This is a genomic window from Alkaliphilus crotonatoxidans (genome assembly GCF_054658015.1).
In genome coordinates this window covers 196551-223384 of record NZ_BAAHXS010000006.1, presented here as the reverse complement: position 1 = coordinate 223384, position 26834 = coordinate 196551, and the positions used below count along the sequence as shown (strand labels likewise).

At 40.9% G+C, this 26834-nt stretch carries 24 protein-coding genes; 3 read left to right on the top strand and 21 right to left on the bottom strand.

The genetic code is table 11. The features are described 5' to 3' along the window. Positions 1-26 precede the first annotated feature (26 nt). From ACYQ1I_RS13090 to ACYQ1I_RS13000, 19 genes are all read right to left on the bottom strand, one after another. On the bottom strand, positions 27-755 hold the full coding sequence (locus ACYQ1I_RS13090; RefSeq protein ID WP_459766024.1) for an ABC transporter permease: 729 nt from the start codon (positions 753-755) through the stop codon (positions 27-29). Between the two features lie 9 nt (positions 756-764). After that, positions 765-1496: an ABC transporter permease gene (locus tag ACYQ1I_RS13085; protein ID WP_459766022.1), complete on the bottom strand. Its 732-nt coding sequence runs from the start codon at positions 1494-1496 to the stop codon at positions 765-767. Next, positions 1489-2412, bottom strand: a complete 924-nt coding sequence (locus ACYQ1I_RS13080) for an ABC transporter ATP-binding protein (protein ID WP_459766020.1) — start codon at positions 2410-2412, stop codon at positions 1489-1491. The genes ACYQ1I_RS13085 and ACYQ1I_RS13080 overlap by 8 nt, the downstream gene beginning before the upstream one ends. Before the next feature lie 159 nt (positions 2413-2571). Beyond that, a complete protein-coding gene (locus ACYQ1I_RS13075) occupies positions 2572-3495 on the bottom strand; it encodes a sensor histidine kinase (RefSeq protein ID WP_459766018.1) in 924 nt (307 codons plus the stop codon). 3 nt (positions 3496-3498) lie between these two features. Beyond that, positions 3499-4197 (bottom strand): response regulator transcription factor, encoded by a 699-nt coding sequence (locus ACYQ1I_RS13070; RefSeq protein ID WP_459766016.1) that lies wholly within the window; start codon positions 4195-4197, stop codon positions 3499-3501. Between the two features lie 288 nt (positions 4198-4485). Beyond that, positions 4486-4851 (bottom strand): DUF3796 domain-containing protein, encoded by a 366-nt coding sequence (locus ACYQ1I_RS13065; protein ID WP_459766014.1) that lies wholly within the window; start codon positions 4849-4851, stop codon positions 4486-4488. Between the two features lie 165 nt (positions 4852-5016). After that, complete coding sequence (locus ACYQ1I_RS13060; RefSeq protein ID WP_459766012.1) at positions 5017-5976, bottom strand: AraC family transcriptional regulator; 960 nt, start codon at positions 5974-5976, stop codon at positions 5017-5019. Positions 5977-6026: 50 nt separating this feature from the next. Next, the gene (locus tag ACYQ1I_RS13055) at positions 6027-7778 is read right to left on the bottom strand and encodes an ABC transporter ATP-binding protein (RefSeq protein WP_459766010.1); all 1752 of its coding nucleotides are present in this window, start codon (positions 7776-7778) and stop codon (positions 6027-6029) included. Further along, complete coding sequence (locus tag ACYQ1I_RS13050; RefSeq protein ID WP_459766008.1) at positions 7771-9597, bottom strand: ABC transporter ATP-binding protein; 1827 nt, start codon at positions 9595-9597, stop codon at positions 7771-7773. The genes ACYQ1I_RS13055 and ACYQ1I_RS13050 overlap by 8 nt, the downstream gene beginning before the upstream one ends. Before the next feature lie 157 nt (positions 9598-9754). Next, positions 9755-10744 carry a helix-turn-helix domain-containing protein gene (locus ACYQ1I_RS13045; protein WP_459766006.1) on the bottom strand — a complete coding sequence of 330 codons (990 nt, stop codon included), beginning with the start codon at positions 10742-10744 and terminating at the stop codon, positions 9755-9757. Between the two features lie 703 nt (positions 10745-11447). Further along, positions 11448-12362 (bottom strand): hypothetical protein, encoded by a 915-nt coding sequence (locus ACYQ1I_RS13040; protein WP_459766004.1) that lies wholly within the window; start codon positions 12360-12362, stop codon positions 11448-11450. A gap of 236 nt (positions 12363-12598) precedes the next feature. Beyond that, entirely contained in the window at positions 12599-13081 is a 483-nt protein-coding gene (locus ACYQ1I_RS13035; RefSeq protein WP_459766002.1) for a GNAT family N-acetyltransferase, read from the bottom strand. Positions 13082-13175: 94 nt separating this feature from the next. Beyond that, complete coding sequence (locus tag ACYQ1I_RS13030) at positions 13176-14039, bottom strand: prenyltransferase/squalene oxidase repeat-containing protein (RefSeq protein ID WP_459766000.1); 864 nt, start codon at positions 14037-14039, stop codon at positions 13176-13178. A 127-nt stretch (positions 14040-14166) separates the two neighbouring features. Then, complete coding sequence (locus ACYQ1I_RS13025; RefSeq protein WP_459765998.1) at positions 14167-15768, bottom strand: mannitol dehydrogenase family protein; 1602 nt, start codon at positions 15766-15768, stop codon at positions 14167-14169. 17 nt (positions 15769-15785) lie between these two features. Further along, a complete protein-coding gene (locus ACYQ1I_RS13020) occupies positions 15786-16865 on the bottom strand; it encodes a mannonate dehydratase (RefSeq protein ID WP_459765996.1) in 1080 nt (359 codons plus the stop codon). A gap of 166 nt (positions 16866-17031) precedes the next feature. Then, on the bottom strand, positions 17032-17772 hold the full coding sequence (locus tag ACYQ1I_RS13015) for a GntR family transcriptional regulator (protein WP_459765994.1): 741 nt from the start codon (positions 17770-17772) through the stop codon (positions 17032-17034). Between the two features lie 196 nt (positions 17773-17968). Further along, positions 17969-19264 (bottom strand): TRAP transporter large permease, encoded by a 1296-nt coding sequence (locus ACYQ1I_RS13010; RefSeq protein WP_459765992.1) that lies wholly within the window; start codon positions 19262-19264, stop codon positions 17969-17971. Continuing rightward, a complete protein-coding gene (locus tag ACYQ1I_RS13005; protein ID WP_459765990.1) occupies positions 19258-19776 on the bottom strand; it encodes a TRAP transporter small permease in 519 nt (172 codons plus the stop codon). The genes ACYQ1I_RS13010 and ACYQ1I_RS13005 overlap by 7 nt, the downstream gene beginning before the upstream one ends. Positions 19777-19799: 23 nt before the next feature. Beyond that, positions 19800-20807, bottom strand: coding sequence for a C4-dicarboxylate TRAP transporter substrate-binding protein (locus ACYQ1I_RS13000; protein ID WP_459765988.1), 1008 nt, complete (start codon positions 20805-20807; stop codon positions 19800-19802). Between the two features lie 330 nt (positions 20808-21137). On the opposite strand from ACYQ1I_RS13000, the gene ACYQ1I_RS12995 reads away from it, so the two are divergent. From ACYQ1I_RS12995 to ACYQ1I_RS12985, 3 genes are read left to right on the top strand one after another with little or no spacing between them, the layout of a single operon-like run. Next, positions 21138-21518: a GntR family transcriptional regulator gene (locus ACYQ1I_RS12995; protein ID WP_459765986.1), complete on the top strand. Its 381-nt coding sequence runs from the start codon at positions 21138-21140 to the stop codon at positions 21516-21518. Further along, on the top strand, positions 21511-22209 hold the full coding sequence (locus ACYQ1I_RS12990) for an ABC transporter ATP-binding protein (RefSeq protein WP_459765984.1): 699 nt from the start codon (positions 21511-21513) through the stop codon (positions 22207-22209). Before ACYQ1I_RS12995 ends, ACYQ1I_RS12990 begins: the two co-directional genes overlap by 8 nt. Next, the gene (locus ACYQ1I_RS12985; RefSeq protein WP_459765982.1) at positions 22203-22994 is read left to right on the top strand and encodes a hypothetical protein; all 792 of its coding nucleotides are present in this window, start codon (positions 22203-22205) and stop codon (positions 22992-22994) included. The genes ACYQ1I_RS12990 and ACYQ1I_RS12985 overlap by 7 nt, the downstream gene beginning before the upstream one ends. A gap of 60 nt (positions 22995-23054) precedes the next feature. Here the strand turns inward: ACYQ1I_RS12985 and ACYQ1I_RS12980 are convergent, their stop codons facing one another. Together ACYQ1I_RS12980 and ACYQ1I_RS12975 are read right to left on the bottom strand one after the other, a co-directional pair. Next, positions 23055-24587 (bottom strand): hypothetical protein, encoded by a 1533-nt coding sequence (locus tag ACYQ1I_RS12980; RefSeq protein ID WP_459765980.1) that lies wholly within the window; start codon positions 24585-24587, stop codon positions 23055-23057. 55 nt (positions 24588-24642) lie between these two features. Beyond that, complete coding sequence (locus tag ACYQ1I_RS12975; protein ID WP_459765978.1) at positions 24643-26715, bottom strand: efflux RND transporter permease subunit; 2073 nt, start codon at positions 26713-26715, stop codon at positions 24643-24645. Positions 26716-26834 lie beyond the last annotated feature (119 nt).

Genomic DNA, 26834 nt, shown 5'->3' with positions numbered 1-26834 from the left:
GCTTTCGTTCAAAAAGGCAGACTTTATCATGTTGTTCTATTTAGTCCTTTTAAAATCAATAACGATAAGGCTCCACAGGCTAACAGGCTGAACAAGCTGATAACAAAATGTACAGGAGTTGATTTATAATAGCCTGCCACACAGAAGGCCGCTGTGATTGGATAGATAGAGCTAAGCATACTTTGCATCCCCATAAAAAGGCCAAGGAACGAATAGATTTCAGCAAAAATCAAAGCAAGCCAGTACCCTTTTTCTAACCTATATACAATGGCTATAATGGGAGATACGGCGAGAAACAGGCCAACCCCCTCTAATAGATATATTTTTGCAAAGCTAAGGACAGTATTTAAATCAAGTAAAGAAATATGAAGCGCCACTTCTACGGTCAATGTAACTGCAAATAAGAAAGCGTACAGACCCACTGAGAAAAGGGCCGTAACAATCATCTTTGCCCCTACTAATTTAGAAACACTGATAGGAACCAGAACAAGAGATTTCATAGTATCGTCTTGATCTTCCCTGCAAATCATATAGCTGCCCATAAGTGCGATGATGGCAGGGAACACATACAGGCTCCCCAAGGATTGTGTCGCCGTCATGTACCATGTGGCTCTATCAACATAACGTTGCCCATAATATTGAAATTGCCCCTGCATCAATACGATAAAGGCAACCATGATGGCAGAAAAGACAGCAATCCATATAATTTTTGAGCGCTTCAGTTTTAATCCCTCTGCCCATAATAATGTTTTCATTTCATCCACCTACTTCCGTTTATAAAGTTCAGCAATCGTCCACAACGTTGAAGCTGTTCCCCATGCACTGATACACAAGAAGGCTTTCCCTATTTGAACCGACTCCTTCATAACAACTCCCTCAATATCCCGCATAAAAATAGCCGTCGTGCTGGAAAGGGGATGAATGTACATATTCACCATCAGCAGAATAAAGCCAAAGAATGTATAAACGATCGTCACGCATACCGGCAGGATATAGCCTTTCTGCGAGGTGGCCACAGTAAGTACGGGTATCATAGCCAAAGGTGTTAATAAGGCGATTTCCAAGCACTTGATAAACATAAAAGAAATACTGTCGGCTGTAAAGGGAATTATCCCCGTTGTAACCCCTGCCAAAATGGAACTGACAACAGTAAGCATCATAAAGCAGAGGGAATAAACCAGTACAACCATAAGTTTGCTGAAAAAGTATCCTGCCTTGCTAATAGGAATAATCCATAGCTGCTTTAACATATCATTTTGATTTTCATCGTACATCAACATGGTACTAAGCATTCCAAGTACAAGGGGCAGAATAATCCACGGTGTATAGGAAAAGGCTGTCCACTTATAAAACTGTATAGGGCTAATCTCTGTCCCATTTGTCGTGCTAAAGTAGAATACGGCGACAAGGGGCATGAATAAAGCGGCAACGAGCATCAACCATATAGATTTCCTGCGGCGAAGCTTTAGAAACTCCGTTTGAACAAGACTAAGCAATGCCCTCCCCTCCCGTAATTTTTTTAAAATAATCCTCTAGCGTGTCATTGCAAAGCTGTGAGCTTATTACAGAAATGTTTTCCATCATCAGGGTTTTGTTGATTTCAGCTATGTCAAGGGCTGTGTCGTAAAGGCGCAGCGTGTGATCATCCTGTACCGAGTATTCTTTTACATTAAACCTGCGTTCTAGTACCAAAGCAGCCTTTGCCGTATCGGAAACTTGTATCAGGATATATTTACGGTTTTTCTTTTCAAGCTCTGCCAAGCTACTTTCTTCCAGTAAAACTCCGCTATGGATAATACCAATATCATCTGCTAACAAAGAAATTTCAGAAAGAATATGACTGGAAATTAGAATTGTCTTTCCCTGTTCAGCACATAGCCTTCGGATAAATTTCCTGACTTCAGCAATGCCGATAGGATCAAGACCATTTGTAGGTTCATCCAGTATAAGAAGCTCAGGGTCATGTAGGATGGCGTTGGCAATTCCAAGGTGCTGTTTCATTCCTAGGGAATACTTGCTGAAAACTTTTTTATCCTTATAAGGCAATCCTACAATCTCGATCGCTTCTTTTACTGCGTTTGGCTTTGTTGTTCCCCGGAGTTTTGCAAAAATTTCAAGATTTTCCGTTCCCGTCAGATTAGGATAAAAGCCAGGCCTTTCAATAATGGCCCCAATACGAGGATAGATACGCTTCTCATTACCTTTAATGTCTTGACCAAAAACCTTGACTTCGCCGGAGGTAACGGAAGTAAGACCCAAAATCATCCTCATAACTGTGGTTTTACCCGCTCCATTACGGCCAAGCAGTCCATAAATACGGCCCTTTTGCACATTAAGATTAACTTTATTTACAACAATTTGATCTCCATATATCTTTGTCAACTGCCGGGTTTCGATGATAGGATTATCCATTTAAATCCCTCCCTTTCCTTCTGCTTTTATCTTTTGATAAGTGCATTATAATGCCCATAGCCTTCCTCATTCTACTTTTCAGTATATCGTATAAACCTTGCCAAAACCTTGCCGCTTTCTTGCGAGATTCTTGTTTTTAAATAAAAAAGCTCTGTTTTATCACAGAGCCTTTGGAAGTGTTATTGTAAACATCGTACCGCCATTAGGGGGAACTTCGACACGAATCTTGCCACTATGTACGGCCACAAGCTCCTGAACAATGGCTAGACCAAGGCCGTTACCAATCCCTCCACGGGATTCATCACTTTGATATAGCCGTTCAAAAATATGGGACAGATCCTTTTCGGGTATCCCTTTTCCATTGTCCGATACGATAATATCTGCTTGTTTTTCATCCGCCGAAATATGAATAAACACTCTATTTCCTTCACTGTGTAAGAGAACATTTTGAAGCAGGTTGTTGAGTATGCGTATATAGGCATTGCGATCTAACCGTATGCTGTATTCCGTTTCAGGGATATCAATTTCATAGGTAAACTTTTTATCCTCCAGCGTTGGTATCCACTCTGTTAAAATATTGCGGGAAAGCTCGTTCAAATCACAAATTTCAAATTGAAATATCTGCTCTCTGGCATCCAGCTTAACCCACTCAAATAGGGATTCCACAAAGTCTTTCAGATGGTATGCCTTGCCTAAAGCCACCTTGATATATTCATCCTTTTCCTCTCCCGTTACGATTTTCTCTTGAATGGCCTCCAAGTAGCCGACTAAAGAGGTCAAGGGCGTTTTGACATCATGGGAAAGGCTTGTCATAAGGCGCTTATAGGCTTGTTCCGATTGTTTTATCCTAATAAGCTTTGCCTGATCATTTACGGCAATTTCATTGATGCTATAACAAATCCTATTCGTCATATCACTTTTTCTCGTAAGAATTCGGCGATTCAAATTTCCGTTTTTGATATCTTCCAGGGCCTCCTTGATGATAGAAAGCTGTTCCCTGACACGATAGAGCCTTGTCCCAAGATAGATAATGACTGAGATACATAAAAGGGTGGAACAAATGAAAATTAGTGTCCAACTCATAGGCTAGGCCTCCTTATTAAAGCGATAGCCGACACCGTGTACAGTTAGGATAAAAAAGGGCTGGTCTGCATCCGGCTCAATCTTTTTTCTCAGTTTACTGATAAAAGACATGATATTGTTGTCATCAAAGGCATATTCATCCTCCCAAACATGCCTGTATATTTGTTTTTTTGTAAATACACATCCCTTGTTGGAAGCCAGAAATACCAGTAAATCAAATTCCTTGCTTGTAAGGGTAACCCCCTTTCCGCTTATGCAGACAGTTCGGTTCCCTTTATCAATTACCATATTTTTGAGATTAAGAATTTCCGGCTTCACTGCTTGGTTAAAGGTTGTATACCGCCTGATCAAGGATTCCATTCGGGCCATCAGTTCATTGATACTAAAGGGCTTTGTCAAATAATCATCCGCACCTAGCCGCAGGCCGGTTACTTTATCTATTTCATCTCCCTTAGCTGTCAGCATAAGTACAGGAACCGTACTGTTTTTTCGTAGTTCTGCTAACACTTGAAACCCACTGATACCAGGCAGCATCACATCCAGAATCACAAGACAATAAGTATCCTTCTGGTCTGCAATTTTTTCCAGCCCCACTTTGCCCGTAAAGGCAATATCGGCCTCCAGCCCTTCCTGTATAACACATTTTCTTATCAAAGCACAAAGCTCTGTGTCATCGTCTATGATTAAAATTCTATTTGACATGCCTTTCCCCTCCTGTATCCCTCGTCTTTTGGCCTAATGGTTTCTTTGGAAATCAATCATACAATCCCATTTTTACATCTCCACCAAGGCCACTGGAAGTAGGATAAAGCACCATTCTATCAACAATGCTCCCTCTAACAGCAGCTTCACTTTTTGTTAGATAATACATGGTAATTCCCTCCAACGCTCTTATTATATTTCTTTTGATCGAAATGTACAAGATATGAGATGGCCCCGGTGATCTCTTACTTTATGCTCAGAAGCCTGCTTAGAACTTATAAAAAATTATTAACCCACCAAATTAAATTTATAGGTTAAAAATGCCCATAGGTTTATTGATATTGCAAAAGCAAAGGCCACTATTAATAATTGTATCTTAAAGCTTAATTGTAGATCTAACGAAGATAACTTAACTACAAAGCTTAATACAAAAGCTATTGCAAAGCATACTCCAAAGGCTATTGAAGCTGCTTTACGTTTATTAGCTATTAAGTGCTCGTCCTTAAATTGACCCAATTTAGACCACCAAAAATAAGAAAAATACCCACCAAAAGCAAAATATAAAAAATATAGTGGATTATTATTTAACCCTCTGAATCCTAGAAAACCTAAAAAACCTAAAAAAAATAAATTCCTACTTGCACCTATTTTCATAAACAGCCCCCCATTAGTGGATATATCTATATCCTTATTAATGCAAATATATCTTATTAAGTTTTATGTTATTACTTAAAAACAAAAAAACATTAAGAAAAAATATTACCCCTACACAACTGTAGCCCTGGTAAACCAGGGCTAAGGGGTAAGGGTATATTCCAATCAGAAAAATTGTCTTTTATATTTTCCCGGCGGCATCCCCATAATATCTTTGAAGGCAGCAGCAAATTTACTGGGGTTGTTATATCCTACCCTGCCGGCAATGGTTGTAATATTGTCATTGGTTTCCCTTAGCATGCGGGCAGCCATTTGAATTCGATGATTTCTCATAAAGGCATAGATAGAAGTGCCATAAATTCCCTTGAAGCAGCGCTTCATGGCAGTTAAGGGAATTCCAAATTGCCTTGATAATTCTTCCAGCGTATGATGTCTTTCGATATGATCAGTCATATACTTCATCATTGCCTTGACAGTCTCTACCTGTTTTTTGGGAAAATAGCTTGGTTCCTCTCCTTTGTCGGGCATTTCTACCACACTTAAGAACAATAACAGCTCCAGTACTTTGATTTTTAAATAATCCTTTTTTATTCTGTCGGGTACGGTATAGAGCTCAGAAAAAATATGCCGAATTGAATCCTGGGCCCGCATAATAAAGGGATGGTTGAGAATACAGAATTTTATTCTAAGCTTTCCAAGGTCCACGTCAAACCCATTAAATACACTGTTCAGGGTTTTTTTAGCTTCTTCGATATAGATGGCAACGGTGATACCATGATAGTGACAAAGGGGAAAGTTGAACTTGTTGTGATGACCCTCTTTAGAATCAATTTGAAGATCCCCCTCCTGTAAATACAGATAGGTTCCATTTTTAAGCTCCCACTCTATACGCCCCTCATGGCAATGGTCAATGGCAATCATATCAGCATTAGGGCGAAACGCTGACAGGCAGCTTTGCATATGAAAATCATTATATAATACATCAATACCTGGGAACACGCTATAACGGGTCATCTGGCCTTCCCCGGTAGCATCCCTCATTTTATAGACAACGCAGTTTTCCTCTTTTTTGATTACCTTGACATTATTACCGTAAAACTGGCTCTCTTCCATTGAGTTTTTCATAATATTTCACCTTACCTATCACTAAACGCCGGCCCAGGGCCAACGTATTTTTATACGCTCCATCCCAGGCTTTCCTGCTGAATGGTGTAAAGCTTTTGATAGAGCCCCTTTTTCTTAATTAATTCTTCATGGGTCCCTTCCTCTGCAATTTTTCCCTTTTCCAATACGATAATTTTATCAGCTCCGGCTATTGTTCTTAGACGGTGGGCGATCACTATAACGGTTTTCCCTTCAATCAGTCTGGATATTGCCTCCTGAATCAGTTCTTCATTTTCCGGGTCGAGGGAAGCGGTGGCTTCATCAAGCAATACAACGGGTGCATTCTTAAGCAGCGCCCTGGCAATGGAAATTCTTTGTCTTTCACCGCCTGACAGGGTACTTCCATTTTCTCCAAGGATTGTTTCATAGCCCTGGGGTAAGCGACTGATAAATTCGTCGCAGCAGGCCGCCTTGGCAGCTGCCAATACCTCCTCTTTGGTGGCATTGAGCTTACCTATTCGAATATTGTTATAAATTGTATCGTTAAAAAGTACTACATCTTGAAAAACAAAGGACATATAGCCCATCAAATGCTCAGGGTCCAGGGTCTTCACATCAAGGCCGCCTATTTTTATGCTTCCCTGATTCACATCCCAAAATCTTGCTATCAGCTTAGCCAGGGTACTCTTTCCGCTTCCCGAAGGCCCCACCAGGGCGGTAATTCCCTTGGCGGGAATGGTGGTGGTAATGCCCTGAATAACGGCTTCTTTTGAATTAAGGTCTTCAGAATAACTGAAGGAAACATCTTGAAGGTCAATGTTGTATTTCGTAATTTCCTTCTCTGTATCCCCTTCCATAATGGGGGTTGTCATTAGGGTTCTCATCCTGCCGGTGGCAACTTGCATATATAAAAGCTCCGGTAAGAGAGTTAGCTCCGTTAAAAGGGGGCCATATATTCTAACCACAATTAAAAAGAACATTAACAATGGGATTAATTCAATTTTTCCTCCTGTTAAAAGATAGGTCCCTACAAATACGGTTAATCCAATCCCTGCCTGAAGGACAATTTGTGCCCCGGTAACAAAAACCCCTGCACCAAATTCCAGTTTCATAGACATTTTCATCATTTTTCGAAGGGCATCATCCAGGGCTGCAAACTTAGCGCCATCCAAGCCGCAGAATTTAATTACCTTAATCCCCTCTAAATATTCCTGAACCTGATCAGAGGCTTTGAGCTTCGATTCCACCTGTTTTTCCCCTAGCCCTTGCTGAATTTTTCTGCTTAGTATAATAATCAAAAATGCGATTGGTACGGTACAAAAGACGCTCAGTGCTAATCTCCACTCAAAAATAGCCAGACAAATGCAAATAATAGAAATCGAAATAGCATTGGCCAAGAGCTGAGGAATGATATGACTTAGTACATGCTCCGTTACAGCGCAATCACCCATAATATTGGTAGTCAGCTCCGATAAATCCTTGGAGTTAAAAAAGCTCATGGGCAGTTTTCTAATATGCTCTGCCACACGGGTTCTGGTTGCTTCTGATTCCCTATAGGAGGCAACATAGGTTTTTTTGTAGTCATTTTTGTTAGCCAAAAACACCAGAATGGCTGCAATGATCCCCAGGCCAAAGAAGCTCCACAGCCTTGCCCATGAGATTTCTGCGCCCATCAGGGGCTTTAGCAGTTCCCTAAAGATTTGGATGGTAATACCAAAGGGCAGCATTAGTGACAGGTTGGTAAGGGTGCAGGCCCCGATGGCCTTCTTGAGATCCTTGTATCCCTTATCGGTTAACATTAATTTATCTTTTAAATTAAGCATTGATTGTCATTCCCCTTCCTGTGTCCATTTTCCAATCTAGGGCCCTTGTATATTTTTGCCACATGGTATGATATTTCCCTTTCTGCTGAAGCAGTTCTTCATGGGTACCCTGCTCTATCAAATGCCCCCGATCCATCACAATAATTTTATTGGCACTTTTTATGGTACCCAGCCGGTGGGCTATGATAATGACGGTTTTATTTAAAATCAGCTTTTCAAAGGCTTTTTGAATTAAATGCTCGTTTTCCGGGTCGGCAAAGGCAGTTGCTTCATCAAGAACAATAATTGATGAATTCTTGACGATGGCCCTGGCAATGGCAATTCGCTGCCTTTCTCCTCCTGAAAGGTGAACTCCCTTTGTCCCAATAACGGTATGATAACCATTAGGGAGCTTTTCAATAAACTCGTGGCATTGTGCCGCCCTGGCAGCAGCCATTACCTCCTCATCGGTGGCATTTTGATTCCCGATTCTAATATTATCCATAATACTTTGCTTAAATAAAAATACATCCTGAAAGACAAAGCTGACCTCTTCCATTAAATCCTCCAGCTTTAGCTGTCGAATATCTACTTTGCCTATTTCAATACTGCCCTCTGTTACATCAAAAAATCTTGCAATTAGGTGGGCAATGGTACTTTTACCTCCCCCCGAGGGCCCCACGATAGCAGTGATTTCCCCCTGCTTTGCTTGAAAGGAAACATTTTTTAAAGCAGTTGTTTCACCATCTTCATCGTAGGAAAAGGATACTTCCTTAAATGCTACACCATAGTCTCGAATATTTTGGCTCTGGGCTGTCTGGGGCAATTCTTTTTGATTTAATATATCATCCATCCGTTCGATACCGCTCAAGATTCTCATGCCATCTGTGGTTACGTACATGATTTTCATCATGATGGAAGAAATTGAGGGAACAAATAAAAGATAGAAAATAAAGGTCATGGCATAAGCTTTGTAATCATCCGTTCTTGTACCAATTAGAATTCCCACCGGAATTAAAAATAAATAGATGTTATTTATAATGGTCATAAAGGCAGACATATAATTTTCCCAGCTCAAGGTATAGGGAACCACATAGCTGGTATAGGCCTTAATGGTCTCGTGGAGTCTTCTAAAGGAATAGACCGTCTGTTTAAAGACCTTGACAACTGTAATCCCACGAATGTATTCAACGGAGGCATTATTCATTTCCTCAAGGGAGGATTGATATCGGTCCATCATGAGCTTAGCCCCTTCGTTTCCGTAGGCTTTTATCTGGATCCCAAAGGCCACCGCCACCCCCACCAGGGCTGCCAAGCCAAAGCGCCAGTCAACACCAAGCAAAATCACAAACATAACAACGGGAGCCACCATGGAAGCCACAATGTCAGGCAGTTGATGGGCAATAAAGCCTTCGATCTTTTCGATGTTTTCGTCCATGACTTTACGAAGCTTACCGCTCCCAAAGGTTAGATGAAAGCCCAGGGGCATTTTGGCAATATGGGAGGCGAAGTTTACCTTTAGCAAATACAGGGTGCCAAAGGCTGCCAGATGAGAACACATTAATGCTGCGAAATAAAGGATTACGTTCCCCAGTACACCCCCAAGGGCAATCCAGCCAAGGGTAATAATCCATTGAACATCCAGATTTGAAAAATCAGGATATACTCCCATGACCTCCTTGATAATATAGTAGATGGCAAGATAAGGAATAAAGGAAGTGACGGATGCCAGGGCAGACAATATACCTGAACTGATCACAAGGGGTTTCTTTGTGGCTGCAATCTCCAGTAGCCTTGCTTTCCCACTCTTTGGCCCACTGTTGTTGGGTTTTTTTTCCATACTTTCGACCTCTTTCTTTAGGTTGTTATTGAAATTGATAATCATAATCATATAATTATCCTACCCTATTTATTGCTTTTCTTCTACGCCGAAAAGTAATGATATTATGCCAAAAAGTATTTTAGGTACCGGGAATGGCTCCCAGTACCTAAGCTAATTAATTACCTTTGATTAATTCGGAAGGATTAATTCCATATTTTTTCCTAAACTTTTTTGCAAAATGGCTGGCATCACTATAGCCGACCCTTTGAACTGCCTCCGTTACCCTCAGCTTTTTCTCTTCCATCAAGATCCGGGCCTGCTCCATTCTTTTGTCAATAATGTAAGCATGAACTGGCATTTCAAAGAGCTCTTTAAAGCCGATTTTTAGCTTATACTCGTTTAGATATACCATTCTGGCCAGCTTACTGATCGTTGGTGGAGAGACGATATTGCCATCAAGAATTTTTCTAGCCCTATGGAGGGCTTCTATGTCTGATGACGTAAGCTTACTGGCAGTAGGCTCTTCCCTTTGAAAAATCAATTCGTTTAAAAAGACGGCAATCAGTTCCAATACCTTGCCTTCAAGATAGATTTTTTTAAGTTCGTCTCGGTAATGGCAATTAATTATTTCATTAAGAATCAACCTTATGGCAGAAGAATATTTAGCTTTATAAAAGCTACACCCATCAAGGCTGCTATAGGCTGCTTCTCTTCCCACATGCTGAAAAAAGCTGGCTATAGTCTGTTGATCCAGTTGTATATTGATGCCTGAAAAGCTTTTGCCCTGATCATATCGACAAATTCCGTTTCCTTCCATTTTACTGAATAGATAACATTCTCCACTCTCCATTTCAAATTCTTTTTTATTATCTTCAAGTCTCCATGGAAATAATCCCCCCAGGCAAAAGGCAAGGCTGTTATGCTCCACCCTTCCTCCCAGTACAACGGTATCCTTTAAGGTCACGTTGGTAATGTTAATCTCCATTGAGGGCTTTAATATGATTCTTTTGCAATATCCCATCCCGGTTTCCTCAGGAAGGCGCAGCTCTTTTTGAAAGGAGTAGGTACTGAAGATTTCATTAAAAATGTCACACATGGGACAATCTTCCTTTTCAGGATTAAATACTTTATATTGACTTAACTGATTTTCTAACAAAGCGATCACCCTTCTTATTCCCTGCTAATCCTTCAAGCAGAAAATTAATACAGTATTATATCAAACATCTACTGAAATTTCCGCTCCATCCCGATGATAAGAGCTCCATTTAGACGTTTTTATTTTGCTGTCTGTTCATATTCTTAGTCTGATAAATGCTAGTTCTCACCTTAGTTGAAATACAGCTACTACCTCTATTATATCATATTAGCCTTTGCCAGTTTACTAATATGACAATCGCAGTAGTGCAGAATAAACCTTGTTTCCATGGGTTTATGAACAACTGAAAAAAGCCATTTTGGATGTTGACTCCTATTGTTCAATGTGATAAACTGTATTTTATTCATCGGAGGGTATATAATATTTTAAATTATATGCTGGATAAGATGTCGGGATTGCACCCGGTATTTTATCCGGCTTTTTTTATCTAATTAAATCTAATATCTTTAGGAGGTAATCGGATGTTAGTATCAAAACCTAAAGTGCGATTATCCGGGACCTTGCCGATAAAAAGAATTCTTCTTATTGTCGGCAGGTGCCCGAACTATGTTCTACAAGGTTATACGGCGCACAGATAAAGACAGGGCAAATTTCCATAGACTGTTGTCTATAAATGTACGTCTGTCAGCGCACAAAAAGAACCCCCTATTGTTACAGGAGTTCTTTGGTTTCATCAGATTGAAATTGTTTAAAGGGTATTGGGGATAATTGATTATTTTAGAACCATTTCAAAATAGCCTGCAATTCGTTCCAGGGTCCCGCTGATTCGATTATTGACCCATTGGCCTGCATCGGCCTTATCGGGCTGGCTTACGGTTTGGGTTGCAAAGTCTATTGTCATCTGCCTTGCCGCTTCAAGTATTTCTGAAACCTTAGTGTGATCCTTTAAATTTGTTAATAGCTCTCGGTAGTCCTCTTGAAGCTTCATTAGCTCCTCTTTACCCGGCTGAAATTTCCCAATTTGATTGGTAATACTAAATTCCTTCGCCTGCTGTGGAGACAGGCTTGTCTTAGGAAGGGAAAGTCGTGCCCTGGCTTGATAAAATCGTTCTTCAATGGATTGGTGATTGTCTACCTTTTCCTGATTATGTTTAACATAATCCTGAATTAGGGAATCAAAGCCCTGCTTCACATCACCAGATAAAAATCTTTCGCTAAAATGCTGTAGGGCTGCCGTAGATGAAGCAAGCTCCAACTGGGCTTCGTAGGAATTCAACTGCCTATGTATACCACTATACAGGCTAATACCGCCGGAAGTAAGGCTGTCAAGCCCATCTGTAATATTTTTCAGTATTTTTTCTAATTCGTATACCTCTTGGTTTGAAAGATCATCGAAGGCATTGCTATCGTGTAAATATTGACTAAAGATCAGCCACTGATCCTGAGGCTTGTAGGAAAACAGATCGTTTGGGTCAGCGTTTTTCACATGCTGGCTATTTTCTATAAACTTATCCATTTCATTTCTTAGCTCAATTACCTCATCAGAAACCGTTAATGAAAAGGCCTTTCCATTTAATTCTCCTTCAATTGTCTTCCCTGCCAGATGATTAGCTGGTAAATTATTACCCGATTCTTTTCGCCTGGCATAAAGCATACCCTGGTAATTGATATCAATTTTCATACTCATTGAAACCCATCCTTTCAAAATTGAAGCCCTTAAATCAAAATATAAACGCCCAATTTTTTTGGTTTTTAATCTCTATATATTCTATCGGCCTGTTAGCTTCATTTCTTTAAACATAATTGAGGGACATAACTGTTACTTTATCATGACGTATTATTTTTCCTGAAAGACTCATATTTTACGATGTGAATTTTTTAGATGTTATTGAAAGGCTCCTATCTAAAGGATGTTTCTGTTCTTTAAAGCCTCATGCTTAAAATCTCCCCTGGCAATCCGTCAATTTCACATACTTTTACTGACTCAAAGCCATTATTAATTAGTATTTTTCGAGAGGGAATGTTATTGGGGTCAATGATTGCTTTAACGCTCAAAAGCTGTCCATCTTCCTTGGCTCTTTTAATTAATATCTTTGCCACCCTACTGCCAATTCCCACTCCCCAATATTGAGGCAATAGCATATAGCCAAGCTCTGCTTCCTTTGAATCCTTTTCTTTGATTTCCAGCTTGGCCAGGCCTATAAAATTACTGTTTTCAAGTATTTTAAAATTACCAAAGGAATAATGAAGCCCATTGTTTTCCAATAACAGGCAGTATTCCTTCCTTGCTTCCTCTAATGGAATGGCCCTTTCAGTAATCATGGCCATAACCCTTTCATTTCCTACTAGTTGATAATATAGGTCAAAATCCTCATCTGTAAATTTTTCTAACAATAATTTTTTCATTCTCTGCCTCCCTGCTTAGATTAAAGTTCAATCATTCTAGCTTTCCACGCATTAATCTATGAACATTTTATTCTGCGCTCCTTTGGTCTTTGCTCTAGGTGGATAAGTTCATCTTTTTAAGAAGGGCAGTAATTCTAATGGTACAATCCCTTTTACGATTAGATGGGCTTCTCCATGAGTCTGACAGGGGAAAGTTAACACCATCCTTAGCTGCCTGGCCTAGATCCCAATAGCCATCTTCGCCTTTGTTTTCCTCCAGCCACCGAACAGCAAAGCTCAGCTGCTCCCCTGCCGCTTTATAGCCCGCCAATAGCTCAAGGGCAGAAAGATATCGGCTGGTCTGTTTAGAGGCAAATTCCTTTGGCAGATCAGCTATTTTAAAATCATAGACATAGTATATGCCCCCTGGAAGGTTGATCAAATACTTAAAATAGCTTCTTTCGGTTTCAGGCTTCAGTACACCCTGCAGGAGTGCCACCTGATAAAAGGAGGCAAAATCCCTTAGCCTGCCGTTATGGGGCCTTATGCCAAAGACCTTGATGTAATACTCTATATATTTTTCATGGCAGTATTTTCCCTCGGCAAAGGCAAATTCAATAATGGCGGCCCATTTTTCTGCAATAGGCTTCATAAGTTTATTTTCAGGTGAAAGGAGCTTCAACCAGGCGGCAAACATAAGGCAGGTAAAGACGTGCCAATCCCTAAATTTTTCTTTTCTGTCGGGTATATCAACAATACCCTTTAAGCAATTCTCTATATAGGTGATGGCTTTTTGAATTCCTTCGTCCTTCTCTGTTAAACCCAATATTGTAAGTCTTCTTAAGGCCTGCTCGGTGGTAATGGCCTGCTTTTTTCCTGGATTGCTTAGGGTATGGAAATATCCCCAGCTGCCATCGGGTCTTTGTAAAGCTAGTATTTCCTTTACCCATTTTGACTCCTTATATTGCTCCTCAAGCATTACCACCCCTCCAATCTTTCATCCTACTTTGATGTAAATTCTATTTTTTTTTAATAATCCCTCCATAATTTTTCCATATAGTAAAGCCTATAGTAAATTCACCATAGGCATAATCAATTATTTATAATTAAAGATATTTGATTAAGGTTTTTCTAACTGCTCCCCTTTCGACCATCAGCTCCATAAAATACTCCTCGATCCGTTCACCCAAGCCTACTTTGTAAAGATTAACTCCGAAGATTGCTTCATTTGAAAGTATCGGCTGAAGCTGCTGGTGAAAGGGCCCCTTATCTCCCAGAGAAATTGATTTAAGATAGCCCGTCAGCTCCTTCAGTAACGGGTCAGGACTTAGCTCCATTTGGTTCCCCTCATCATTTACCCCCATCAGATACCTGCACCACCCTGCCAGCACCAGGGGAATATATTTTAAATCCTTGGCCTTTATATCTGCCCTTTTTTCATACGCCTTTATTGTCTCACCAAAGCGAATACTCAGCTTTTGGGAGGTATCGCCTGCAATTCGCTGAGGGGTATCAGGCATAAATGGATTGGGAAGCCTGACCTTTAAGACCTCCTCTAAAAATCTTCCGGGGTCAATGATCTCTGGGTTGACCACGACAGGCAGTCCCTCCATGTAGCCTATTTTTTCCACCAAAGTCTTCAGTTGAGGGTCCTTCATCTCCTTGGCTATGGAATTGTAGCCCAATAGACAGCCATAGATGGCAAGGGCCGTATGCAGGGGATTGAGGCAGGTACATACCTTCATTTTTTCTACCCTTTCAACAGTCCCTCTGTCAGTAAAAATGGCTCCGGCCTCCTCTAGCTTGGGTCTGCCATTTGGAAACAGGTCCTCTATTACGAGATATTCAGGCTCCTCTGCATTTACAAAGGGAGCTGCATAGCTCTTTCTTGAAGTAACAATATCTTCAACATCCTCAAAGCCACATTCCTGAAGCATACTTCTAATACCAGGGTCGGGCCTGGGCGTAATTTTGTCGATCATAGTCCAGGGGAAGGCCACCTGGTTAGGATTATTAATGTATTCTACGAAGCCTGGGGCTGCCAGCTCCCTTTCTTCCCAAGCCCTTGCATAGGCCAGTACAGCGCTATGCAGCTTGATTCCATTTTGGGAACAATTGTCCATACTGACAAGGGAAACCGGCTGCTTCCCCCTTATATATCTTTCGTAAACCAGTGTTGTCAATTTTCCCATAAAGCTTGTTGGTGAATGGGGCCCCTTATTAAAATCTTCAATCACTCCGGGAAGATACTCACCCCTGGAATCCACCAGGCTATAGCCCTTTTCAGTAATGGTGAAGCTTATCATTTGCAGGCTGGCGCTGGCGAAAATATCCGTTAATCTATTCCAATCAGCCTTCTCCTGGGAATCCAGCACCAAAGACTCCGCAATACTGGCTATTATTGTTTTTTCTATGGTGCCATCGGCCTTTATTGTCACAAGACAGGTCAGGTTATCATGGGCTTGGTATAATTCCCGTATCATCTCATCCCCTGCCGCAATCACTCCTTTATTACCCTTGCCTTCATTCAGCATGTTTTGCAGCATGTTGGCCATAAGGGCTCTAAAAATATTACCAGCCCCAAGGTGAATCCAGACGGGTTCTTTCTTTGTGGCTTCCTTAACCTCCTCTATGTTAAACTTCGGGAGCTTAAAGCCTGCTGATTCCCAAAGGGCAGTCTTTTTCAGTTCATTTAGGTTAAGTCTCATTGTCCTACTCCTTATTTTTATTTAGACGATAGCTTGTGGGTTTTTGCTATTGCTTCCCATAAACCCATTAAGTAGCAGGCACCCAGGGCCCGATCATATAGACCATAGCCTGGCATGGCCTTTTCCCCCCAGATCATTCTTCCATGATCAGGTCTAATCGGCCCCGTCATGCCTATTTCGTAGAGGGCCCGCATGATCTCGTACATATCTAAAGAGCCATCGCAGGAAGGGTGGGCCGACTCATCAAACTTGCCAGGCCCAAGATGAATTAGATTTCTAACATGAGCAAAATGAATTCGGCCTTTAAAGCTCCTGATGATATCGGGAATATTATTGGAGGGATCTGACCCAAGGGAGCCGGTACACAGGGTCAAGCCATTGTTTTCTACAGGCACAGCATCCAGTATCCTTTGTATATTTCCTTTATTGTTTGCAATCCTTGGCAGGCCAAATACAGACCAGGCCGGGTCATCCATATGAATAGCCATCTTAATATTATACTTTTCACAGGTTGGCATGATCGCCTTGAGGAAATATACTAAATTGTCAAACAGCCTTTCTTCATCTACTCCCTTATACATTTCAAACAATTCCTTTACCCGGCCCAGCCGCTCTGGCTCCCAGCCAGGTAAAAGAAATCCATTGGAGCCTGCGTCCATTTCCGCAAACATCCTGGTAGGGTCGATTTGATTGATCAGCTCCTGGTCATAGGAAAGCACGTAGGAACCATCTGGCCTTTGCTTTGCCAAATCTGACCTAGTCCAGTCAAATACCGGCATAAAGTTATAGCATATTAAGTTGATCCCTTCCTTTCCTAGATTCTTTAGGGTTTTGATATAATTTTCAATATATTGATCCCTTGTGGGGAGGCCAATTTTAATATCATCATGTATATTAACACTCTCAATCCCCAATATTTCAAGGCCTGATCCTTCCACCTCGGCCTTCATTGCTTGAATATCAGCAATACTCCATACTTCACCGGGCTGAGCGTTATACAGGGTTGTTATGACTCCGACACAACCGGGAATCTGTCTTATTTGCTCAAGGGTTACCGTATCATGCTTGCTCCCAAACCATCTAAGTACCATTTTCATATATCCATCTCCTATGCTAAAATACTAGTATATCAGTATGAATAAACTTGGCTTTATTCAAAAAAATTAGTCTGCCTTTCTGAAACTAATCCCAAGGGCATACACCTTTATATCAGGTCATTAGGAGAAGCCTAATTCCTTAAGTTCAAAAGTTCAGCCATATAAATTATTCCTGGGAATACTCAAAGCTCCTCATTAAGGTAGCCTCTACATCTGTCTCCTTGAAATATTCAGGATACTTTTTAATTAGCCCCAGCTCCTCCATGGAAAGCTTGGAAAGATGCTTGATTAGTATTTCAGAAGCACCTGCTAAATTGCTGCTGCATATGTTTTCTAAAATTTCCTCATGCTGAAGCACGACATTGGAAAGTATGTCAAGATCCCATAGGGACATCAGCCTGATTCTTTTATAATGGCCTGACATACTCTCTATAATCTCCCAGCACATTTCCTTATCTATGGCCTTGAAGAAGGCATGATGAAAATTATCATCGTAGTTTAAAAATGATATATAGTCGTTATCCTTAAGGCTTTGCTTTTGCATTTCAATACAGTGCTTCATTATGGCTATATCACTTTCCCTATAGCATTTAATAAATTGTCTGATTGCCTTTTCTTCCAGGCTTTCCCTTAGAAAGCGCTCCTCTAAAACCCGCTTTAAATCAATTTTGGAAACAGTGGTTCCCTTTTGAGGAATAATCTCCACAAGGCCCTCCTTTTCCAGCTTGATTAGCGCATCCCTTACCGGAGAACGGCTCACATTCCATTTTTCTGATATATCCTTAACACTCAGAACTTCACCAGGCTTTAGATTTAAGGTCATAATATTTTTACGAAGAGTGTAATATACACTATCCCCAATGTTAAAAGATGAATGTTTAAATAAAGCAATCTCATTTGTATTCATACAACCCTCCATAAAATAAATAATTTATCGTCATTTAATCGATATGTATGCTGTTTATATTAACCTCAACAGCAGTTGGCATCGCATATATAAATCAATGTGTCATTTTATGCTAAATTAATTTAATTCTATCATATTTATTCCCATTTTTGTAATGATTCTAAATTAAAACCTTTTTCACTAACTATATTGATATTCACGCTGGAAACAATAAATTTGGCAGCCACATTACAATCTGCGGGAACAGCGCCAAAAGTACTACCTGAAGTACAATCATTGCAATAAAGGGAACCGACTCCTTAACATATTCTTCGGTAGGACAACCAATCAATTGGCAGGTAGTGTACATTGTAACCCCCACCGGCGGGGTCATCCCTCCCATCGTGATAATGGTCATCATTAGAATTCCAAAGTGTACCGGATCAATCCCTACACTTTTAACAATTGGAAGAAATATTGGTGTCAGCAATAAGGTATTTACCGTAGCCTCCATAAACATTCCTGCCACAAATAAAAAGGACAGGATGATGAACAATAGTAGCTGGGGGTGGGTGGTGATGCCGGTGATGAATTGCGCCATTGTTTGGGGTAGTTGATTGTAAACAATTACGTACCCAAAAATTCCTGAGCAGGCAATGATCAGCATGATCATTCCATTGTCGTTTATCGTTTGGCGCAGCACCTCAATTGCCCCCTTAAAGCTTAGTTCCTTGTAGATAAGGGTACCGACCAAAAATGCATACACTACGGCGAAGGCCCCTGCCTCTGAAGGGGTAAAAATACCAAATCTAATGGTCACTATTAAAACAATTGGGAATAATAATGCCCAGAAGCTTTCCATCATGGATTTTGTAATGGCTTCTTTGGACGCCCTTTCCATCTTAGGTATGGTACAGAGCCCCTTTTTTTCTTTGTCCTTCATTGTAAAATATACAGTGCCCATTAATATACCACACATCATCATACCGGGAATAATTCCGGCAACAAAGAGCCTGCCTATCGAAACCTCCCCGGTAAAGCCATATAATATCAACCCAACGCTGGGAGGAATCGTGGCGGTAATCAGAGAGGTTAAGCCAATTACAGCGGCGCTGTAGCCCTTCGGATAGCCCTGCTTTGTCATATCGGGGCCCAACAATCTTGATTCCATGGCGGCATCGGCAACGGCTGACCCCGAGACACCGCCCATCAATGCAGATAATATCACTGAAACCTGAGCTAAGCCTCCTGTTAAGTGCCCTGTAATGGTTGTAGAGAATTTTACCAGTCTTTCTGTTATTCCTGCGGCATTCATTAAATTCCCTGCCATGACAAAGAAGGGTACTGCCAAAAGGGGAAAGGACTGGGTAGCAGCGATCATCTTCTGTACTGCTATACCAAGGGGAAGATTTGATTGTACTATAAAAAAGGTTAAACTGGAAATTCCAATTGTGAAAGCAAGGGGCATGCCCATTAACAGCAATAAAATAAAAATCAATATCAATATTACCATGATCGAACCTCTCCCTCCTCGTGTTTCACCTCATTTAACGACTGTTTTTGGCTGGCCTCCTTTATAACCTTTAATATTTTTTCACAGTTTGTGAGAAACATCAGGGTGCATCCCACCGGTACGCTGATGGTTGCATAGGAATAGCTTAAGCGTAAGGTGTTAAAAAGCCTTTCATAGTTGTCAATTGACAGATTGACTCCATGGTAGATTATTATAGTTAGAAATGCTTGAATACAGAGAAGATTAACTATTTTGATTATTCTTCTTGTCTTTATGGAAAGCCTGTTGACAAGCATATCTACACCAATATGGCTGTCATTTTTAAGGGCAATGTCTGCTCCTAAAAACACCACCCAGCCAAATAACAGCTGTGCTGCATCGATTGACCAGGCTATGGGAAAGCCAATCCATCTGACCAAAGCCGCAATAAAAACCAGTAGAACAATAAAAGTGATCAACACCGTTCCTATCAAGATTTCAGCTTTTTTAATGATATTTAAAAACCCACTCATGATCCCACTCCTTTTAGAGAAGTCTACTTACCTAATAGCGCATCGACCTGTTTTTTTGCCTCCAGAAGATTATTTTTTTCATAGACTGATTGGCTGGCTTCTTTAAAGGGTGCTATATTCACCTCTATAATTGTCACGCCCTCCGCCTTCATTAGCTCTTCGTTTTCAGTCAGGCTGTTAAGTGTTTGCTGAGAAGCGTATCTTCCTGCGTTTTCTGCTTCTTCAATCAATATTTGCTGTATATCGACAGGTAATGCTTCAAAGAATTGATTGCCCACTATAAGGGGTGACATTAATTGAAAATGCCCAGTTTTAGCTATGTATTTTGAAATTTCATAAAGTCTGGCCCCTACGATGGCCGGATATTGGGCCTCAAACCCATCAATTACCTTTTGCTGTAAGCCAGGGTATACCTCGCCCCAGGCCAGGGCCGTAGCATTGGCTCCCATGGCATTAACTGAGTCTGTAAATATGGGGGAGCCAGGAGTTCTAATCCTTAAGCCCTTTAAGTCCTCCGGTTTTTCCACTGGCTTACTTGTCATAAAATGTCTGTCGCCCTGGTACCAATTAAAGGACAGTACCTTATAACCACTTGCAGCCACTTTATCGTACCAGCCCTTGAATAAATCAGAGGTTACCAATTTTTCTGCCTCCTCATAATTATCAACAACATAAGGGGCCGCCAGGACGCCTATTTCCGGTACGATTTCCGACATCAGCGCAGCATCTGAAATGGCAGCAACGTTTGCACCCATTTTGGCCTGCTCCATAACATCCTTTGTATCACCCAGTTGGGAGCTGGGATAAACCTCTACCTTCATTCTTCCGTTAGTCCGCTCTTCTACATTTTTTTTCAGCTCCATGGCCCCAAGATACATGGGGTCCTGGTCAGTAACCACCATGCCTACCTTTAGAACAAAGACCATGTTATCGTTTTCATTATTGCTGCCTGTTGTTGCTTGCTTTGAGCATGCAGAAAAGGTTGTCAAGATAAAAACCAGGGATAATGCCAATATTAGTTTCCTCTTCATTTCCATCTCTCCTTTAAATTTTAGTGATATACTAATATATTAGTATAATAATATATTAGTATAGTTTTGACATGACTGTCAACAACAAAATTCATAAATATGGTAATTTTCTGATTTTTGCAGAAAATACTGTTCCTCCTAACTCTTTGTTGTTACTAGAATACTAACGGTTTGCCAATAAAGAATACCCGAACAGGTTAACCTATTTAGACAACTGACTGCCTATCAATATGGATTATAAAAAAAGATTCATCAGAGACTTGACAATTGAATAACATATCTGTATTATTGTACTAAGTGATTAATACAATAATACAGAGGAGTGATCAAATGACCTGGGAGCTGCAATCAGATCGACCCATTTATGCTCAATTAATTGACCAAATTGAGTTAATGGTCTGTACTGGTATTTTTCCCCCTGGCTCTAGGCTGCCTTCAGTAAGGGATCTCGCCAAGGAAGCTGCCGTCAATCCCAATACTATGCAACGGGCCCTGGCCAAGCTGGAGGAGGATGGCTTGCTGTACACTAACCGCACCAGTGGAAGATTTGTAACGGAGGATATGAAAATGGTTCAAGAAATTAAAAGAAAAAAAGCGCAGGATCATATTCACTATTTTTTAAATAAAATGACCGAGCTGGGTTTTGATCGTACAGAAATCATCAATATTCTATCTGTCACACTGGAAAAGGAGGCTAAAAAGGATGAATAATATTATTGAATGTAGAAATTTAACCAAGTTTTACGGCAATAAAAGGGTATTAAATGATATCAACTTAACCATACCCCGGGGACAAATCATTGGACTATTAGGGCCCAATGGCAGCGGCAAGAGTACATTAATAAAGCTTTTTAATGAGCTCTTAACCCCCGCCAGCGGCGAAATTTTAATCGCTGGTCACAAACCTGGAATCGAAACAAAGAAAATCGTTTCCTATCTGCCTGAAAGAACCTATTTAAATGAATGGATGAGGGTATCGCAATTAATACAATTTTTTCAAGACTTTTATGGGGATTTTAATGCCGAAAGGGCCTATGATATGCTGACCAAATTAAAGATTAATCCCAATGATAGGCTCAAAACCATGTCAAAGGGTACGAAGGAAAAGGTACAGCTTATTCTTGTAATGAGCCGAAATGCCGAGCTTTACTTGCTGGATGAACCCATTGGCGGTGTTGATCCTGCCGCAAGGGATTATATTTTAGATACCATTCTTAACAACTATAATGAAAATGCTACGATTATCCTTTCTACTCATCTGATATCAGATATAGAAAAAATTCTTGATTATATCATATTTATCAAGGATGGCGAGGTTGTTTTAACCAAGGCTGTGGACGAAATTCGAGAGGAAAGTGGAAAATCAGTAGACGCTTTATTCAGGGAGGTATTCAAATGTTAAGAAAGCTATTGAAATGGGAAATAAAGGCCACCGCCAGGATCTTTGTTCCATTATATATCACTTTACTGCTTTTTACCCTTGTAAATAGATTCTTGAATCCCTTTGAGATGATTGCTGGTTCTGGCGGCTTAAATTTTGAGATGATACTGGGCTTCCTCGGCATGATTACCTACTTCGCCCTTATTGTCGGAATGGTTGTTATTACCCTGTTAATTGTTCTTCAACGGTTCTATAAGGGGCTTTTACAGGATGAGGGATATCTTATGTTTACCCTGCCCGCAGCCACTTGGCAGCATGTTGTCAGCAAGCTGACGGTGGCAAGCCTTTGGTCTGTTTTAAGCACCCTAACTGCCTTTGTCTCTGTGCTGCTGATTGCAAGGGTGGAGGATATATACGAGGTAATAATCGACGTATTTCGTATGGCTCAGGAATATTTAGGCACTCCCTTCCTACTGCTATTACCCGTTGGTTTACTTCTCATCATTGCCATGGCCATATTAATGATTTATGCAGCCTTGACCTTAGGTCATACCTATTCCAAGCACAAGCTAATGGCATCCTTCGGTATGTATGGTCTATTGTACATCATTAATCAAGCCTTAATTGTTACAACCATCGTGGGCTTTGGCCGAAGGCATCTACAAAATCTGTTGGCATCATCCCAACCAACCCCTGTCGAGGCCATGAAATTATTAGTTTTCTATATTCTATTTTCCGCCCTGTTATCTGCCGCCTATTTTGCAATAACCAATTGGCTATTAAAAAGAAAGCTGAATTTGGAATAATATTAAGCAAGATCAAAACTCCTCCCTTACTCTCTAATAAAGGGAGGAGTTTTGATGCTATCAGTACAATCCAAACAGCCTCAACAGCTTTTGCCAAAAATTCAATCGAGCAGAGGGCCCCTGATCTTTAATTTCAATTCCTTGTTTCTCGATTGGATCAGCTCTTAACACGAACTGAAGGTCAGTGGTATTTGTGTTTTTATCAGACACGAAGGAGATGATCCGATCCCCTCCCATAAGGCCCGTAAGGATTTCGTCGATTTGGCTGTCTATGGCGGCATCAAGATGAGCAGTTTGGCTTCTAAATTCATTTGTACCCATTTTATAAGAAGTAAAGCCATTCCGTAATTTTTTCACGGCATCATTCAGCTCTTCACCAGCAAAATATAGCCTATTCGCCAAAGAATAGACTTCTGACGAAGATGCCTTTAAAATTGTGGTACCACTTGCCAGGTCAGAGGCTCCTGCTTGTAAGTGGGCAACCCCACCTGTATAGCCTTTTAGCCCCTTTGTAAAATTTACGACATTGTCAAGCTGGGTTTTTACTCCCGCAAGCTCAGAAATACCAGCTAAAATATCGCTATAATTTTCTGGTGTCAAAGGGGGAAATTGGGGATTAAAATCAGATAGCTGCCCATTTACCGTATCAAAGACAGCCTGTTGCATTGCCAAGGCTCCCTCCATCAGCATATCATTTTGCTGGGATAATTGAAACAGCCTATCTTTTAAGGCCATTGCTCCCTTATTGAGCTGATCGACCCCTTTATCAAGCTCCGATATACCTTTGGTAAATGCCTTTAAGACATTGATGTATTCCCCTATCCCCTTCTGAAAATCCTCAACGGCCTTCAGTAGCTCTCCTGCTCCGTTATCAAGTTCTGCGATGGCATTGACAAGCTGTGCCATTTCCTCTGTAAAGGTACTATCATCAATGGCCAAATCAAAGAACAACCGAATTCCATTAATGGTAATGGCATCCATTTCAAAGTCATGGACATCGGCTGTTATAGAAAACTCAATGCCTTTTCCAGGCAATGCCGTATAGGAAAGCTGTTTTTTGCTACCTGCATTGGCAATGGTGGCGCCTTCTGCCTGAATATTGTCGCATAGCCTGGTATCAAGGGAAAGGGTGATTTGCAGGGCATAATCTTCAAAAAATATAGGATTCGCTTGATCGTTTTGCTTCACGTCCATTTTAATTTCCAGGGTACCGCTTTTTCCCGCCAAATCATCCGCTGAAATTTCCTTTCCGTTCAACCTATATTGAATAGAAAAATTCCATGGTAAATTGGCTGCTGCAAGTGTACCCTGGTAGTACAGCTTGTCGGCCGTGGTGGTTAGGGTGATTTCATCGCCTCTTTGTTCTAATTTCTCTGAAGTAGTCAGATTGCGTACTTCTGTATAATTTCCAAAATCCTTAATTGCTCCTCCATTAAAAATGTTAACAACATAAATGCTGCTGACGCTGCCATCCTTATTTAGTATGCCATAAACAACCTCTTCTTTTTCTGTTGCCTTGGTTTCGGCATAGACCGATACTGATAATGAAAGCATCATCACCATCATTAAAATTAAAGCCACGATCCTCTTCATATCATCCTTCCTCCTTTATCATCATAATATTTCCTGCTGCTGTGGGATTCCATCGCTATTCCTTCGAACTGATCTTGTTACTGAGGTTAACCAGTGTAGTTCTTTGGATTGCCCCATCAAAGAGCACCAGTAGTGCCGGCAGCACACACACCACCATGGTTAAGGAAAACAGGGTACCTCTCCCCATCAATGTTCCAAGCTCAGCTATAACAGGATTTGAGGATGTCAACCCTAAGGTAAAGCCCGCTGTCGCCAGGATTGATGAAGAGATTAAAACCGTCATCAGATTCCTGTCAAGGGTTTCCTTCATGGCTTCTGTTTTGGGAAGCTCCCTTCGGCTGTTTAAATAACGGTCGGTTAATAATATGGCGTAGTCTACCGTAGCACCGAGCTGTACCGTACTGATGACCAAATAGCCGATGAAATTAAAGGATTGCCCTGAAAAATAGGCAAATGAAAGATTGATCCAAATGGCCGTTTCAATGGTGAATAACAAAATTACCGGTATAGAACAGGATTTAAAGGTTAACAGCAGGACAATGAATATTCCAATAATGGCAATCATATTCACAAGTCTTGTATCCTTCGATACGATATTTTTCATATCGTAAAGGGTGGCACTTTGACCTGCCAAGTAATATTCAGGATAATACTTTGCCGCCGTATCTAAAACGGCCTTTACTGTATTAAAGCTCTCACTGCCCTCCTCAGGCATATTGGTATACAGAATCATTCTTGCAAAATCCTCAGAATAAAACTGATTTACCACCTCATTCGGCACATATTCATATGGAATTTCGGCACCAACCGAAGTAACATAAGAAATCACCGTCTTAACACGGGGAATCTCTGCCAGGTCATGGCACAGCTCCAATTCTTTTCCGGTATCTCCCCTGGGAACCAGTAAAGCCAGCTGATTTTCCTTCCCGAATTGTTCTTCAATTAAGGCATTATCCTTTCCTGCACGGGAGACCCCCGTAACCCCTCCCGTTCCATACTGGAATTCTATATTTGACTGTGCCAGAAAGCTGGGGATGACAATGAATAGGGCAAGAATAAAAAATGGAATTCTAATTTTCATCAACCATCTGCCCGCCCCTCGAAAATCAGGTATCAGTCTGGAATGTCTTGTTTGATCCACCAGCCTGTGGCAGACAAGGACAAGGGCAGGCATCAATACCATTACTGATATAAAACTGAGTAATACACCCTTTACAAGATTCAGCCCCAGGTCAAAGCCAATTCCAAACCGCATAAAGGTTAAGGCTAAGAATCCTACAACGGTGGTTGCCGCACTGGCCCCCACGGTGGAGAATACTTTCTTCATAGCCTGCACCATGGCTTCTTGGGGCGCAAGAGTCATTTTGTATTCATTGAAGCTGTGCATCAAAAAAATGGCATAATCCAATGATACGGCCAACTGTAGTATTGGGCTGATGGTTTGGGTGATGAATGAGATTTCACCGAACAGAATATTGGTTCCTAAATTGAGAAGAACAGCAACCCCAATGGAAATCAAAAACAACAGAGGTTCCACCCAGGAGGTGGTGGAAAGAATCAGTATGATAATGATAATAGGCAGTAATATAATCATTGCCTTGATTACTTCCGAGAAGGACATTTCCTGGGTAGTTGCCGTATTGATGGAATCACCTGCCAGGGCATTGTCTGGCCCGATTAGGTTACGCAGGGCTCTGACAGCATTTTGCTCCTGGCCCCCTTCAATGGATATTGTCATTAGCGCATTGTTATCTATAAGATAATTCTTTACAATTGCAGGATCTAAAAATTCAACCGGTATGGTAAGCAGGGTCTGAATACCTACCGCATCATCCAGCCAGGTCACTGAAGAGACCCCTTCTATTTCACCGATTCTTTTTTTGTATTCCAAGGCCTCCTGTATGCTTACATTGAAAATCATTGCCCTTGCATTAGGAAAATCACTTCCAAAGGCTCCCTCCATTACCGTTATTGCAGTGGTGGACTGGGCTTCCTTAGGCAGATAATCCCCCAAGTCATAATTAACGCCAACCATCATAGCAAAGATTGTACTCATAAGGGTAAGCAGGAAAAATACAAAGATAACCGACTTTTTGTGTTTCATAATAAAGTAACAATAACGATCCATTGGTAACCTCCTTGATTTTATTAAACACCTCGTTGACAATAATCTATGTGTATAATATAATCATCATGACTAATAGTCAACAGACAGATGCTTTAAATATGTTTGTTGTTAAACAAATA